The organism is Ruegeria sp. AN11 (genome assembly GCF_056536005.1).
Genome location: NZ_JBQFJD010000001.1, coordinates 1,436,672 through 1,450,883, shown reverse-complemented (window position 1 = coordinate 1,450,883; position 14,212 = coordinate 1,436,672). Strand labels below are relative to the sequence as shown.

Below are 14,212 nucleotides of genomic sequence, written 5' to 3'. Positions count from 1 at the left end.
ACCGCGTTTGGTGCCCCCGTCAGCAGCTAGAGGTTTGTTTCATGACCGCAACTTTGACATTCGAAACCCTGAAATCCCAGGTCGCATCCGGTGACATTGATACAGTCTTGGTTTGTTTTGTTGACATGCAGGGCCGTTTGATGGGGAAGCGGTTTCATGGGGGTCATTTTGTTGCGGGTGCGTGGGAAGAGACGCATTGCTGCAACTATCTGCTGGCAACGGACCTCGAGATGGGGACGCCGGACGGGTATGCCTCGACCAGCTGGGAGCGGGGATACGGCGACTACGTCATGAAGCCGGATCTGGACACGCTGCGGCCGGTGCCGTGGCTTGAGGGGACGGTGATGGTGATGTGTGATGTGCTGGATCATCACACGCATGAAGAGGTGCCGCATGCGCCGCGTTCGATCCTGAAGAAGCAGGTGAACCGCCTGAAGGCGATGGGCTATGAGGCGATGTGCGCCACCGAGCTGGAGTTTTTCCTGTTCGAAAAGAGCTTTGATGCGATCCGCAAGGAGGGGTTCCGCGATCTGCAACCGATCTCGGGCTATAACGAGGATTATCACATCCTGCAGACCACCAAGGAAGAGCATGTGATGCGGCCGATCCGCAACCATCTTTGGAATGCCGGCATTCCGGTCGAAAACTCGAAGGGTGAGGCCGAGACCGGGCAAGAAGAGCTGAACATCAAATACGCGCCGGCGATGGATACGGCTGAATATCACTCGATTGCCAAGAACGCGGTGAAAGAGATCGCCTGGCAGCATGGCCATGCGGCGACGTTTCTGCCGAAATGGCATCACGACAAGGTGGGCAGTTCGTCCCACGTGCACCAGTCGCTTTGGGCCGATGGCAAGCCTGCCTTCTATGACGCGGAAGATGAGCTGGGCATGTCGGCGCTGATGAAAAGCTACATGGCCGGTCTGCTGAAATACGCTGCCGATTACACATACTTCATGGCGCCTTACATCAACAGCTACAAGCGGTTCATGAAGGGCACCTTTGCGCCGACGCGGATCATCTGGTCGGTTGACAATCGCACCGCCGGGTTCCGCCTGTGCGGGGATGGCACTAGGGCAGTTCGGGTGGAGTGCCGGATCCCTGGGTCGGACATGAACCCCTATCTGGCGATGGCCGGAATGTTGGCGGCCGGGATTGCGGGTATCGAAGAGGGGCTGGAGCTACAACCGCCTGCAAGGGGCGATGTCTATCAGGGCGACACGGGCATGATCCCCGGCACTTTGAAGGATGCGCGCAACGCGCTGCATGGCTCGGCGATGTTGCGCGGGGCTATGGGGGATGATGTGGTGGATCACTATACCCGCGCGGCCGAGGTCGAGATTGAGGAATTCGAGCGCGTGGTGACGGATTGGGAAGTGGCCCGGGGCTTCGAGCGGGCGTAGGCTAGGGGAGAGCGGGCGCTGCGCGCCCGGGTGCCTTCGGCGAGAGTATTTGGAAAAAGATGAAGCAGGGCGCGCCCTGCGAACAGTCAAGAGGTTGGGATGGCCCAGACACTGAAGTGTATCTCTCCGGTCGATGGATCGGTTTTTGCCGAGCGGGAAGTGCTGTCGCGCGAAGCTGCGTTTGAGCTGGCCGCAAAGGTCCGCGCGGCGCAGGCGGGCTGGGCGGCGCGGCCGTTGCAGGAGCGGATTGATCTTTTAATGGCGGGCGTAGCCGCCGTTGGCGCGATGAATGACGAGATCGTGCCGGAATTGGCCCATATGATGGGTCGCCCGGTGCGCTATGGCGGTGAGTTCGGCGGCTTCAATGAGCGCGCCAGTTACATGGCCGAGATTGCCGCAACCTCTCTGGCCGTTATCGCGGTGGGCGAGGATGAGACGTTCAGGCGCTATATCAAGCGCATCCCGCACGGGGTCGTGTTTGTGGTGGCACCATGGAACTACCCCTACATGACCGCAATCAACACGGTGGCACCGGCGCTGATCGCGGGCAACACTGTGATCCTGAAACATGCCACGCAGACCCTGCTGGTGGGGGAGCGTATGGCGCAGGCCTTCCATTCGGCAGGTGTGCCCGAGGATGTGTTCCAGAATGTTTTTCTGAGCCATGACGTGACCAATGATCTGATCGCTGGCAATGCGTTCGACTTCGTGAACTTCACCGGCTCGGTCGGGGGCGGTCGGGCGATGGAACGCGCGGCGGCAGGGACATTCACCGGTGTCGGCACGGAACTGGGCGGCAAGGATCCGGGCTATGTCATGGAGGATGCCGATCTGGACGCGGCAGTTGATACGCTGATCGACGGGGCGATGTTCAATTCGGGCCAGTGCTGCTGCGGGATTGAGCGGATTTACGTCCATGATAGCCTGTATGATGACTTCGTTGCCAAGGCGGTTGAGGTTGTGAAAGGTTATAAGCTGGGCAACCCGCTGGATACCGGGACGACAATTGGTCCGATGGCGAATGTGCGCTTTGCCGACGAGGTGCGGGCGCAGATTGCCGAGGCGGTTGCGGCTGGCGCGGTGGCCCATATCGACACCTTCCCTGAGGATGATGGCGGTGCTTATCTGACGCCGCAGATTCTTACAGGCGTCACCCATGACATGCGGGTGATGCGGGACGAAAGCTTTGGCCCCGTCGTTGGCATAATGAAAGTGTCCTCGGACGAAGAAGCCATCGCGCTGATGAATGACAGCGAATTTGGCCTGACCGCGTCGCTCTGGACCCGCGATGTGGACCGCGCCGCGCGGGTCGGGGACCGGATCGAGACCGGCACCGTGTTCATGAACCGGGCCGACTATCTGGACCCGGGCCTGTGCTGGACCGGCTGCAAGAATACCGGTCGTGGCGGCGGACTGTCCGTGATCGGCTATCACAACCTGACCCGTCCAAAGTCGTATCACCTGAAAAAGGTGACTGGCTGAGGATACCCGCTCGTCCCGTTCTCCCCCTCTGCGGGACGGGCCCGAACATTGAGAGAAAACAGGACATGAACCTTCAAGGAAACTGGTCTTATCCGACCGCGATCAAATTCGGCGCAGGCCGAATCCGGGAACTGCCCGAGGCCTGCGCAGCCGCCGGGATGAAACGCCCGCTGCTGGTCACCGACAAGGGGCTGGCCGATCTGCCGATCACCAAGGCAACGCTGGATATCATGGAGGCCGCCGGTCTGGGGCGCGGCCTGTTCAACGACGTGGACCCGAACCCGAATGAGAAGAACCTTGAGGCCGGTGTCGCGGCCTATAAAGCGGGTGGCCATGACGGGGTGATCGCGTTTGGCGGCGGCTCGGGTCTGGATCTGGGCAAGATGGTGGCCTTCATGGCGGGTCAGACGCGGCCAGTCTGGGATTTTGAAGACATTGGCGACTGGTGGACCCGCGCCGACGCAGATGCCATCGCGCCGATCATCGCCGTGCCGACGACCGCGGGCACCGGATCGGAGGTGGGTCGCGCCAGCGTCATCACCAACTCCGAAACCCATGCCAAGAAGATCATCTTTCACCCGAAAGTGCTGCCAACGGTCGTGCTCTGTGACCCGGAGCTGACCGTGGGCATGCCCAGGTTCATCACCGCAGGCACCGGGCTGGATGCCTTTGCCCATTGTGTCGAGGCCTATTCCAGCCCGCACTACCATCCGATGAGCCAGGGCATCGCTTTGGAAGGGATGCGCCTGGTCAAGGATTACCTGCCGCGCGCCTATGCCGATGGCACCGACATCGAGGCCCGCGCCCAGATGATGAGCGCCGCCGCCATGGGCGCCACCGCCTTCCAGAAGGGCCTGGGCGCGATCCACGCCATGAGCCACCCCGTCGGCGCGCACTTCAACACCCACCACGGCACCACCAACGCGGTCTGCATGCCCGCCGTGCTGGACTTCAACGCCCCGGCCATCGCCGACCGGTTCGCGTTGGCCGCGGCTTACCTGGGCATCGATGGCGGCTTTGACGGCTTCCGTGCCTTTGTGCAGGACTTCAACGACAGCCTCGGCATCCCGCGCAAGCTCTCCGAACTGGGCGTCACCGAAGCCGCTATCCCAGACCTCGTCCAGGGCGCCCTCATCGACCCCTCCTGCGGCGGAAACCCAGTCGAACTTACCCAAGAGAACCTCACAAACCTCTTCAACACCGCGTTGTGATCCACCTCTCTTTGTGACAATAGGACACCGGCCCGTTTTGCGGGCCGGTTTTGTTTCACGAAAGGTTCGGACGTGACCCCGTTTGTCATCGCCATCACTTTGGCGGCTGCAATGCTGCATGCAGTTTGGAACGCAATAGTCAAATCTGCGGCCGACCGAACCACGACGATGGGGTTGGTGGCTCTTGGGCAGGCTATTCCCGGTGCGATCATGGTTATCGCGCTGCCTATGCCGAGTGCCGAGAGCTTCCCTTACATCCTGATCTCGACCTTCGTGCATTTCGGGTACTATTTCATGCTGGGCAAGGCGTATCAGCATGGTGACCTGAGCGTCGTCTATCCCATCGCCCGTGGGATCGTACCCGCGCTGGTGTCCCTCTGGGCGATGCTGTTGGTGGGCGAAATGCTGCCCCTGCAGGCGTGGGCCGGGATTGCTCTGATTGCGGTTGGTATCCATCTCAGCAACTGGAGGGCATTGCGTTCGGGGCTCGGGCGCTCGACCCTGTTGTTCGCGATAGGCACAGGGGTGTGTATCTCGATCTATTCGGTGTTCGACGGGATCGGGGTGCGCTTGTCGGGAAACACGCTCAGCTACTGGGCCTGGGGGGCTTTTCTGCACCTGTTTATTGCTGGATTCGTCGGCATCCGCAGGCGAAAGAAACTGGCGGATTATCCCTTGGACGTGTGGGTTGTTGGCCTGTTGGGCGGCCTGGTGTCGATGGCGGCCTATGGGTTGGTGCTTTACGCCAAGAACTTTGCCCCACTGGGCGCGGTTTCGGCGCTGCGCGAAACCTCGGTCATCTTCGCGGCACTGATCGGGTTCATTTTCCTGAAAGAAGGCAACTGGATGCGGCGGCTGGGGGCCGCGGTTCTGATGGCCGTGGGCGTGGCGCTGATCGGGCTGGCCGTTTAATCCCCCCAAGACCATCTTGCTGAGTGCGCCCCCGATCTCTCATATTGAGTCGGAGTGATGAGGGAGCGTTTTCATGACCAAAGAGATTGTTCTGATCCACGGGGCCTTTGCCGGGCCGTGGTGCATGCAGGATTACGCGGGTTTCTTCCGCGACAGGGGCTGGACCGTCCACACACCCGCATTGCGACATCACGGCGGAGATCCGAAGGCCGAGCCTGATCAGGGCCTGACCGATACCAGCGTGATGGATTATGCGGACGACATCGCGGAATTTGTGAAAGGACTGGACAGCAAGCCGGTTCTCCTTGGCCATGCGATTGCGGGCGTGGTGGCCCAGCAGGTGGCCTCGCGCGGGTTGGCAAGCGCCATCGTCCTTATCAACCCGAACGCAGCGTGGGGCACCTTGCCCGAGACCGACGACGAACGGGCCATCCCCCGCGCGCTGATGGAGGGCGGGGCGTTCTGGAAGCAACCCATGCGAGTCGAGTTCGACCTGATGGCGCCCTTCGCGCTGAACAAGATGCCCGAGGCGCAACAACATGCGGTGTTTGACCAGTTGGGCGCCGAAAGCGGCCGGGTCATGTTCGAGATGTTCTTCTGGATGTTCGACGACCACCACGCGATGAAGGTCGACATCGACAAGGTCGACTGCCCGGTGCTGATCGTTTCAGGCACCGAGGATCGGGCGGTAAACCCTGACACCTGCCGCGCTTTGGCGGAACTATACGGAGACCGCGCGACCTTTATGCCCGTAAAGGATCACGCGCATTTTCTGTTCATGGAACCCGGCTGGGAAAAACCCGCCGGGCAGATTGCCGATTGGTTGGATGGAAAGGTGGGCTAGCAGGCCCGCCATTGCATCACCGGCTGGTCTGAAAGCTGCTTTGTGGCCGCCAGCTCATCGTGCCATCATCCCGTTTGACACAGCGGAGCAGATGTTCCTCTCGCGATGTTGAGGTAGTGGTGACGGTGTTGTCGCCCGAGATCACGACGAAGGAATCCAGTGAATAGGCCATGCCCTGATAGTAGCAGAACCGCAACTCTGCCCCGACCGGAATCGGTGACGCGGTGAGCAGAGCCTGCTGCGCGTTTGCCTGGCTGGCCAGCACGGCAAAGGCCAGCCCGAGGGTTAATGATTTCATGTCGTCCTCCCGTTCGAAATTTTGTTGGTTGAAATTGGGTCTTGGACGCTCGGAACCTCAAAATCTGTTCTTTGATGACAATTGCGCGCAAGTGTGAACGGGGTCAACGGGTTAGGCAAGGGGGGTGTTCAAAGGGACAGATAAAGACGGAACTTTAATATGAGGAATGCGAGTTCGTTGGCGCGTACTGATTTCATGGCCATTGACCTGTCACATAGTCGCAGGGTGCCAGCAAAAAATCGCTTGATAACCAGCTGGGGTGGAACGATATTTTCCCTATTTTAGAAGAGAGAGGAAGGAATGTTTCAACAAGGAACTACTGGTGGTCTCAACGAAGAGGAAAAAAGGATTGTAAAATACTTACTTTCAGAAGGCTGGAGCAACCAAGATATTCAAGCACTCATAAACCTAGAACGACCTGCGACAATCAACTTTGCACGGATCTCCGCCGTTAAAAATGATCCTAGTATTTACCCTTGCTCAAAGGGCGAGTTTGATGAGTTCCAACGGTTTAAAAGGTCATTTGATCTAAAAACTGGACTGAACCCATTTGTTGATGAAAGGCTCATTAAGTCCAGGGAAGCTATGAAGCTCGCGGTCAGTGTATTTAACAACCCATCTTTTCAATTTAGAGCAGAAAATTTTTCCATTTTAGCAAACATTGCTTGGACATACTTAATACTCGAGTATTCCGAAAGAAATGGGTTGCCATTAACTAGGAAGGACGGAAAGGCTGTTTCCTTAAGCGATTTTGTTAAGAGCAAGGGCTGCCCGTTCACGGATGGCGTCAAAAAAAACATAAGCGCTCTAATAAAGATTCGAGACGCTACTGAGCACACTATTTTAGGTCCGTATGACGAAAGTTGGATAGGTATCTTTCAAGCTAACTGCATGAATTATGAACAGCAAATTTCAACTATATTCGGTGAACGGCTATCCCTGTCTAGCGAGATATCTTTTGCGCTACAGTTTTCCGGCTTGTCAATCGGTCAGGTTAGCCAGTTAGCCCAGTCGGAACTTCCAGCTAAAATAAAGTCTATAAACTCTGAAATTTTTAGTGGCATGTCCGAAGAGCAAAAAGATGATTTAGAGTTTCAGTTTTCTGTTGTTTATACAACGGTAGAAAGTTCCAAGTCGAAAGCAGCGTTTCAGTTTGTTTCTCCAAAAACAAAAGAAGGCAAAGAGATCGCTAATGTCCTCGTAAAACATAAACCGTCAGCGATTACACACCCATATAAGCCGGATCAGGTTATTCAGAAGGTCAAACAAAAGTCCGGAAAGCACTTTAACCAGCACCAGCATACGCAGATGTGGAAAAAATTCGGAGTTCGGCCCGATGGCAAATCCAACAAGCCAGAAAATACTAACTTAGACTACTGCTACTACAATCCGACGTTTAAATCTCACACCTACAATGACGCGTGGGTTGATAAGATACTGAGCGAGCTAGCGTAAATTCAAACATCCAACTCCTCCACAAACCGCGCGTTCTCCTGAATATATTGGAACCGCAGTTCGGGTTTTTTGCCCATCAGGCGCTCGACAAGGTCTCCGGTTTCGCCGGGTTCGTCCTCGTCAATCGTGACGCGGATCAGTTTGCGGGATGCCGGGTCCATCGTGGTCTCTTTCAGGTCTTTTGCGTCCATTTCGCCCAGACCCTTAAAGCGCGAGACGTCGATCTTGCCCTTGCCGCCCAGACCTTTCTCAAGCCACTCGTCGCGCTCGGCCTCGTCCAGGCAATAGACGCGCTTGGCGCCTTGGGTCAGGCGGTAGAGGGGCGGGCAGGCGAGGTACAGGTGGCCCGCGTCGATCATCGGGCGCATCTGGGTGAAGAAGAATGTCATCAGCAGCGAGGCGATATGCGCCCCGTCCACATCCGCGTCGGTCATGATGATGATCTTGTCATAGCGCAGGTCATCGACATTGAACCTGGTGCCAAGGCCGACACCCAGCGCCTGCGTCAGGTCGTTGATTTCGGCATTGGTACCCAGTTTCGAACTGGCAGCGCCCAGCACGTTCAGAATCTTGCCGCGCAGGGGCAGCAGGGCCTGCGTTTTGCGGTCGCGGCCCATCTTGGCCGAACCGCCCGCAGAATCGCCCTCGACGATGAATAATTCCGTGCCATCGCGTGTTGAACTGGAACAGTCCACCAGCTTGCCGGGAAGACGAAGTTTCTTAGTGGCGGACTTGCGTTGTGTTTCCTTCTCGGCCCGTCGGCGCAGGCGTTCCTCGGCCCTCAGGATGAGGAAGTCGAGGATCGCCCCGGCGGATTTCGTGTCTGCGGCCAGCCAGTTGTCGAAATGGTCGCGGACCGAGTTTTCGACCAGCCGTTGTGCCTCGACCGTGGCCAGCCGGTCCTTGGTCTGGCCGACGAATTCCGGCTCACTGATGAAACACGACACCAGGGCGCAGCCGCCTGTGATCAGGTCGTCGCGGGTGATCTGACCGGCCTTTTTGTTGTTGATCAGTTCCCCGTAGGCCTTGATCCCTTTGAGAACTGCGGCCCAGAACCCGGCCACATGAGTGCCGCCTTCGGGCGTGGGAACGGTGTTACAGTAGGATTGGATGAAACCGTCGCGCGAGGGCGTCCAGTTGATCGCCCATTCGACCTTGCCGGGGGCGCCGAATTTCTCGTTAAAGTCAACGGTGCCGGCAAAGGGCTGCTCGGCATAGGTGGACGAGCCGTTCATGGTCTCTTTCAGATAGTCCGACAGACCGCCGGGAAAGTGAAAACTCGCCTCGGTCGGGGTTTCACCATCATCGATGGCGGATTTCCAGCGGATTTCGACGCCCGAGAAAAGGTAGGCTTTGGATCGGATCGACTTGAACAGGCGGGCGGGCTTGAACCGGTGATGGCCGAATATTTCCTCATCCGCGTGGAAGGTGACGGTGGTGCCGCGCCGGTTGGGGGCCGCACCGATTTTCTCGACTGGGCCCAGCGGGATACCGCGCGAGAACCGCTGTTCGAACAGTTGTTTGTCGCGCGCCACCTGCACGACCATCGAATCCGACAAAGCGTTGACAACGGACGCACCCACGCCGTGCAAACCGCCCGAGGTCTGGTAGGCCTTGCCCGAGAATTTACCGCCCGCGTGCAGGGTGCAAAGAATGACCTCCAGCGCCGATTTGTCCGGGAACTTTGGGTGCGGATCGATCGGTATACCGCGCCCATTGTCGCGCACCGTCAAAGCGTAATCCGAGTGCAGTTCGACCTCGATCCGGTTCGCATGTCCGGCCACGGCCTCGTCCATCGAGTTGTCGAGGATTTCGGCAACCATGTGGTGCAAAGCGCGTTCGTCCGTGCCGCCGATATACATGCCGGGGCGTTTGCGGACCGGTTCCAGCCCTTCAAGCACCTCAATCGAGGAGGCGTCATAGGCGGCGGTGGCGCTGGGCGTCAACAGATCGTCGGGCATGGGTGCTGCTCTTGTTTTTGGGTTTACTCCATTATGGCAGGTGATGTGTGCGGGGGGAAGAGGGGCGCGAGGTGTTGTGGATAGATGTGCTGGCGGCTGAGTTTTCGCCTGATCGACGGTAATTTGCTAGTCTGGGTTCGAGCAACGGCCTTATTGCAAAGGAGTGGGTTGATGAACACGAGCGCGTCCGGTTTTGTTGGAGAGATTCCTGAGCATTACGACAAGGGGCTAGGGCCCAATATTTTTGTCGACTATGCAGACCGGCTTGTCGACGAATGCTGTGCAGAGCCCGTGGCAAATGTAATCGAACTGGCGGCTGGCACCGGAATTGTCAGTGGCAAGCTGCGCGACAGATTACCGAAGGACGCCAGTTTGCTGGTGACGGATCTGAACGGGCCGATGCTGGAGGTGGCAAAAAAGAAACTCGAAGAGGGCGATAATCTCCGGTTCTCAGTCGCGGATGCAATGGATCTACCATTTGAGGAAGCCCGTTTCGATCTTATGGTTTGCCAGTTTGGAGTGATGTTCTTTCCCGACAAAGTTGCCTCATTCCGCGAGGCAGCCCGAGTTATCAAGCCCGGCGGCCGTTACGTTTTCAACGTGTGGAGCGCAATGTCCGAGAACCCGTTTTCGCAGATGGCTCACGAAGTGGCCCGACAGTTTTTTCCGGATGATCCGCCCGGGTTTTATAAGGTTCCCTTTCACTACGGTGATCCACAGTTGGTCAAGGCGGACCTTGCCGAGGCAGGATGGGGTGACATCAGGTACGAGACCATTCGACTGAGCAAACGCATTGAGGCGCCCGAGACATTTGCGAAAGCTTTGGTTTTCGGGAATCCATTGATTGATGAAATCAGATCCCGAGGCGGAGTTTCTTCGGATGACGTTGCCAGGGAAATGGCGTCTGCTCTGCACCGCACTTTTGGCCCAAGCGAAATGACGATGCCGTTGTCGGCTACGACATTTGTTTGCCGCAAGACCCAAGCGTGACAGATCCGGGCTTTTCTTAGTCTGCTGTTTTCAGGACTTTTGTTCCGCCTATTCCTTTGGCATCAATATCCCGACAGAGCGCTGAGGGTTCACGGCCAAGGGCGTTTGGCCCATAGAGAGGATTGCGAATGAGCTGGATCAAAACCATTCCGTTTGACGAGGCGAAAGGTAAGTTGCGAAAGCTGTATGAGCGAGTGACCGGCCCGGACAACAACGTGGACAACATCATGATGGCGCACAGCCTGCGCCCGCATTCGATGGAAGGCCACATGGCGATCTACAAGAACGTGCTGCACCATTCAGGCAACCAGATTCCCAAATGGTTTCTCGAAGTCCTGGGTGTCTGGGTCAGCTCGCTGAATCGGTGCGGCTATTGTGTGGAACATCACTTCAACGGGTTGCAGCGGTTGCTGGGTGATACTTTGCGAGGTGATGCCATACGCGCAGCGATTGAGGCGCGACAGCCGGAAACGGCGCCGCTGGATGCAGCACAGGTGGCAGCGATGGGATATGCCCGCAAGCTGACCGAAGCGCCGGCCGAACTGACCGAGGCCGATGTGATCGCTTTGCGAGGTGCGGGGTGGGACGACGGAGAGATCCTCGAGATCAATCAGGTCTGTTCCTATTTTTCCTATGCCAACCGGACAGTTTTGGGATTGGGGTGTTCGACCAAGGGGGATGTTTTGGGACTGTCGCCAAACAACTCCGACAACCCCGACGATTGGGGCCATCGGTAAGGGCGCAAGCGGGCGTGGGCAGGCTGTTGCGCCTGTCGGAGTTTGATGCCGATCAAAGCGAATTTTATGAGTTTCTGCTAGGCGTTCCGGGAAACATTGAAACCCAGGAGCATATGCATGGCGGCAATCGTCCAGACCGACTTGAAACCCACTGAGATCAATACTGTACAGGCTGAAGTTCAGGATGCCGCGCAGCCATGCGCCGAGAAAATCCGGCACGCTTTCGAGAGCGGCAAGTACCCTTACGGCCACAAGATGGCGCGCAAAACCTACGAGGCGGAAAAGGCGAAGCTTCAGGCTGAATTGCTCAAGGTGCAGCTTTGGGCGCAGGAGACGGGCCAGCGGTTTGTTCTGCTGTTTGAAGGGCGCGACGCGGCGGGCAAAGGCGGCACGATCAAGCGGTTCATGGAGCACCTGAACCCCCGTCAGGCCCGCGTGGTGGCCCTGAACAAGCCGACGTGGGAAGAGAAGGGGCAGTGGTACTATCAGCGGTATGTGCAGGAACTGCCGACGGTGGGTGAAATGGTGTTCTACGACCGGTCCTGGTACAACCGGGCAGGTGTCGAGCGCGTGATGGGGTTCTGTTCGCCAAACGAATACCTTGAGTTCATGCGGCAGACGCCCGAACTGGAACGGATGCTGGTGCGATCGGGTATCCAGTTATACAAGTACTGGTTCTCGGTCACGCAGCCCGAACAGCAACGCAGGTTCAAGAGCCGCGAAACCGATCCGCTGAAGCAGTGGAAGCTGTCGCCAATCGACAAGGCCAGTCTGGACAAATGGGATGATTATACCGAGGCGAAGGAGGCGATGTTCTTTTACACCGACACCGCCGATGCGCCCTGGACCATTGTCAAATCGAATGACAAGAAACGCGCACGGCTGAACTGTATGCGGCATTTCTTGTCGACGCTGGATTACCCGGACAAGGATCACGAATTGGTTGACGAGCCCGATCCGCTGATCGTCGGGCAGGCGCATCACGTCATACATCGTTCGGATCACGTGCTGGGTACGTCGCTGCATCCCGAAGCGCGTTTATGAACAATCTGGCCTTTGGGGAATTCGGAGTCTCAGTTTGAAAATTCGCTGATCGGCTCTTGTCCCTGACGATGGCCGGGCCTATGGCTGTTGCGATGAGCAAAGTCATGTCATATCCCGGCCATTTTCGCGCGATTGCCGTTCTCGGTCTGCCCCTGATTGGCGGGCATCTTGCGCAGTATGCGATTGGCCTGACCGATACCATCATGTTGGGATGGTACGGGGTCGAAGCGCTGGCTGCGGTGACGCTGGCCAGCAGTTACTACTTTGTTCTGTTCCTTTTCGGCGCAGGATTCGGCTTGGCGGTCATGCCCATGGTCGCAACGGCCGCGGCGGAGGAGAACGAAACCAGCATCCGAAGATCAACCCGCATGGGGTTGTGGCTGTCGCTGATTTACTCGGCCCTGATCATGCCGCTGCTTTGGTGCTCCTATCCCATACTGATCGCCCTGAAGCAGGAGCCGGAGGTTGCTCAAACAGCGTCGGAGTACTTGCGTGTCGCAGGGTGGGGGATCATCCCGGCGCTATTGGTCATGGTGCTGAAGTCTTATCTGGCTGCGTTGGAGCGTACACAGATCGTCTTGTGGATTACCGTTGCCGCTGCCCTGGTGAACGCGGTGACGAACTACGCGCTGATCTTTGGCAATTGGGGGGCTCCGGAACTTGGTGTCATGGGGGCCGCCATCGCATCGGTTGTGACGCAGATCGTTTCGTTGATTTGCGTCATCTACTATGCCGTGCGCGTTTTGCCTGAACACAGCCTGTTTCAGCGTTTCTGGCGGCCGGATTGGGAAATGTTCGGCAGTGTTCTGCGGTTGGGCGTTCCTATCGGCCTGACCATGCTGGCCGAGGTTTCCCTGTTTGCCACTTCGGCCCTGATGATGGGATGGATCGGGCAGGTACCGTTGGCCGCGCACGGTATTGCGCTGAACCTCGCCTCGGCAACGTTCATGGTTCACCTGGGCCTTTCAAACGCCGCCACCATAAGGGCAGGCAACGCGCTGGGCCGGAAGGATCGAGCGCACCTGGAAAAAGGCGCGATTGCCGTAACCGGGATGTCGCTGGTTGTGTCAGTGCTGACGATCATCCTGTTTCTGACTTGCGCCGAACCGTTGATTTCCCTGTTTATGGAAGCGGACAACCCCGAGCGTCCGGAGATTCTGGCGATCGGCACCGGGCTTCTGGCCATGGCAGCCCTGTTCCAGCTGGTTGATGGCGCTCAGGTCATCGCGCTGGGCTTGTTGCGCGGTGTGCAGGACGCCAAGATCCCAATGGTGATGGCCGCGCTCAGCTATTGGGTGATCGGTATTCCGGCGTCTTACTACTTTGGCTTCATGCGGGGTATGGAGGGTATCGGAGTTTGGCTTGGCCTTGTCATTGGGCTGGCCTGCGCTGCGGTGATGCTGATGGCCCGTTTCTGGTACAGGTCCGTGCGAGAGGTCGGGTTGCCTGTCGAAAGACCGGCGGCCTGATCAGTTTTTGTTCAGGCGATCGGCCTTCTTGCGTACAAGCACAGTCCGGAGGTCGTGCATCGCCATCAGCAACCGGTCGCTGACATCTTCAAGCTGTTCTTCCGTGGCCTTGGACTGGGCCCACTGTGTCGTCAGGTTCAGGTAGTCGACCGCGCGGTGAATGTCGTCAATGTCACGTTTCGCCAACAGGGCTTTACGTTCTGTCATCCAGCGTTGGATCTCGGCCTTGTCAGCATCGGAAAGCGTGTGCTGCCCATGAGCTTTGACGTCGTCATTTCGAATGTTGATAACGGCGATCTGATCCATTTCGATCCGGCGATGTCGATTTGCCGTATCGATTTTGAACACGACCGCTCCGTTTTCGCGGACACGGAAATAGTATTCCGGCAGGTCTGTCGACAAGATT

13 protein-coding genes are annotated in these 14,212 nt (G+C 57.6%); 10 read left to right on the top strand and 3 right to left on the bottom strand.

Annotation, left to right across the window (positions count from 1 at the left end):
• Positions 1-41 precede the first annotated feature (41 nt).
• The 5 genes from ACR3EQ_RS07145 (at position 42) to ACR3EQ_RS07125 (ending at position 5,852) form a co-directional block, all read left to right on the top strand.
• Positions 42-1,403, top strand: coding sequence for a glutamine synthetase family protein (locus tag ACR3EQ_RS07145; protein ID WP_480490213.1), 1,362 nt, complete (start codon positions 42-44; stop codon positions 1,401-1,403).
• 99 nt (positions 1,404-1,502) lie between these two features.
• Positions 1,503-2,885 carry an aldehyde dehydrogenase family protein gene (locus ACR3EQ_RS07140; protein WP_480490211.1) on the top strand — a complete coding sequence of 461 codons (1,383 nt, stop codon included), beginning with the start codon at positions 1,503-1,505 and terminating at the stop codon, positions 2,883-2,885.
• Positions 2,886-2,950: 65 nt separating this feature from the next.
• A complete protein-coding gene (locus ACR3EQ_RS07135) occupies positions 2,951-4,096 on the top strand; it encodes an iron-containing alcohol dehydrogenase (protein ID WP_170676291.1) in 1,146 nt (381 codons plus the stop codon).
• A 72-nt stretch (positions 4,097-4,168) separates the two neighbouring features.
• Positions 4,169-5,008: an EamA family transporter gene (locus tag ACR3EQ_RS07130; protein ID WP_480490210.1), complete on the top strand. Its 840-nt coding sequence runs from the start codon at positions 4,169-4,171 to the stop codon at positions 5,006-5,008.
• Between the two features lie 73 nt (positions 5,009-5,081).
• Positions 5,082-5,852, top strand: a complete 771-nt coding sequence (locus ACR3EQ_RS07125) for an alpha/beta hydrolase (RefSeq protein ID WP_480490208.1) — start codon at positions 5,082-5,084, stop codon at positions 5,850-5,852.
• A gap of 16 nt (positions 5,853-5,868) precedes the next feature.
• Here ACR3EQ_RS07125 and ACR3EQ_RS07120 read toward each other — a convergent pair whose 3' ends face one another.
• Complete coding sequence (locus ACR3EQ_RS07120; protein WP_170610108.1) at positions 5,869-6,150, bottom strand: hypothetical protein; 282 nt, start codon at positions 6,148-6,150, stop codon at positions 5,869-5,871.
• A gap of 300 nt (positions 6,151-6,450) precedes the next feature.
• Here ACR3EQ_RS07120 and ACR3EQ_RS07115 point away from each other — a divergent pair, with 300 nt between their 5' ends.
• Positions 6,451-7,605, top strand: coding sequence for a DUF3644 domain-containing protein (locus ACR3EQ_RS07115; RefSeq protein WP_480490206.1), 1,155 nt, complete (start codon positions 6,451-6,453; stop codon positions 7,603-7,605).
• A gap of 2 nt (positions 7,606-7,607) precedes the next feature.
• Here the strand turns inward: ACR3EQ_RS07115 and parE are convergent, their stop codons facing one another.
• Positions 7,608-9,566: a DNA topoisomerase IV subunit B gene (gene parE, locus ACR3EQ_RS07110; RefSeq protein ID WP_480490204.1), complete on the bottom strand. Its 1,959-nt coding sequence runs from the start codon at positions 9,564-9,566 to the stop codon at positions 7,608-7,610.
• Positions 9,567-9,737: 171 nt separating this feature from the next.
• Here parE and ACR3EQ_RS07105 point away from each other — a divergent pair, with 171 nt between their 5' ends.
• The 4 genes from ACR3EQ_RS07105 (at position 9,738) to ACR3EQ_RS07090 (ending at position 13,806) form a co-directional block, all read left to right on the top strand.
• The gene (locus ACR3EQ_RS07105) at positions 9,738-10,556 is read left to right on the top strand and encodes a class I SAM-dependent methyltransferase (protein WP_480490203.1); all 819 of its coding nucleotides are present in this window, start codon (positions 9,738-9,740) and stop codon (positions 10,554-10,556) included.
• 128 nt (positions 10,557-10,684) lie between these two features.
• Positions 10,685-11,293, top strand: coding sequence for a carboxymuconolactone decarboxylase family protein (locus ACR3EQ_RS07100; RefSeq protein WP_480490201.1), 609 nt, complete (start codon positions 10,685-10,687; stop codon positions 11,291-11,293).
• Positions 11,294-11,410: 117 nt separating this feature from the next.
• Positions 11,411-12,337, top strand: a complete 927-nt coding sequence (ppk2, locus tag ACR3EQ_RS07095; RefSeq protein WP_480490199.1) for a polyphosphate kinase 2 — start codon at positions 11,411-11,413, stop codon at positions 12,335-12,337.
• A 104-nt stretch (positions 12,338-12,441) separates the two neighbouring features.
• Positions 12,442-13,806: an MATE family efflux transporter gene (locus ACR3EQ_RS07090; RefSeq protein ID WP_480490198.1), complete on the top strand. Its 1,365-nt coding sequence runs from the start codon at positions 12,442-12,444 to the stop codon at positions 13,804-13,806.
• Here ACR3EQ_RS07090 and ACR3EQ_RS07085 read toward each other — a convergent pair whose 3' ends face one another.
• Entirely contained in the window at positions 13,807-14,208 is a 402-nt protein-coding gene (locus ACR3EQ_RS07085; RefSeq protein ID WP_480490196.1) for a hypothetical protein, read from the bottom strand.
• Between the last annotated feature and the right edge of the window lie 4 nt (positions 14,209-14,212).

Bases quoted from the DNA above. Each gene is read 5' to 3' on its own strand.
- ACR3EQ_RS07145 (WP_480490213.1), top strand. From the start codon at position 42: ATGACCGCAACTTTGACATTCGAAACCCTGAAATCCCAGGTCGCATCC.
- ACR3EQ_RS07140 (WP_480490211.1), top strand. From the start codon at position 1,503: ATGGCCCAGACACTGAAGTGTATCTCTCCGGTCGATGGATCGGTTTTT.
- ACR3EQ_RS07135 (WP_170676291.1), top strand. From the start codon at position 2,951: ATGAACCTTCAAGGAAACTGGTCTTATCCGACCGCGATCAAATTCGGC.
- ACR3EQ_RS07125 (WP_480490208.1), top strand. From the start codon at position 5,082: ATGACCAAAGAGATTGTTCTGATCCACGGGGCCTTTGCCGGGCCGTGG.
- ACR3EQ_RS07120 (WP_170610108.1), bottom strand. From the start codon at position 6,150: ATGAAATCATTAACCCTCGGGCTGGCCTTTGCCGTGCTGGCCAGCCAG.
- ACR3EQ_RS07115 (WP_480490206.1), top strand. From the start codon at position 6,451: ATGTTTCAACAAGGAACTACTGGTGGTCTCAACGAAGAGGAAAAAAGG.
- parE (WP_480490204.1), bottom strand. From the start codon at position 9,566: ATGCCCGACGATCTGTTGACGCCCAGCGCCACCGCCGCCTATGACGCC.
- ACR3EQ_RS07105 (WP_480490203.1), top strand. From the start codon at position 9,738: ATGAACACGAGCGCGTCCGGTTTTGTTGGAGAGATTCCTGAGCATTAC.
- ACR3EQ_RS07100 (WP_480490201.1), top strand. From the start codon at position 10,685: ATGAGCTGGATCAAAACCATTCCGTTTGACGAGGCGAAAGGTAAGTTG.
- ppk2 (WP_480490199.1), top strand. From the start codon at position 11,411: ATGGCGGCAATCGTCCAGACCGACTTGAAACCCACTGAGATCAATACT.
- ACR3EQ_RS07090 (WP_480490198.1), top strand. From the start codon at position 12,442: ATGTCATATCCCGGCCATTTTCGCGCGATTGCCGTTCTCGGTCTGCCC.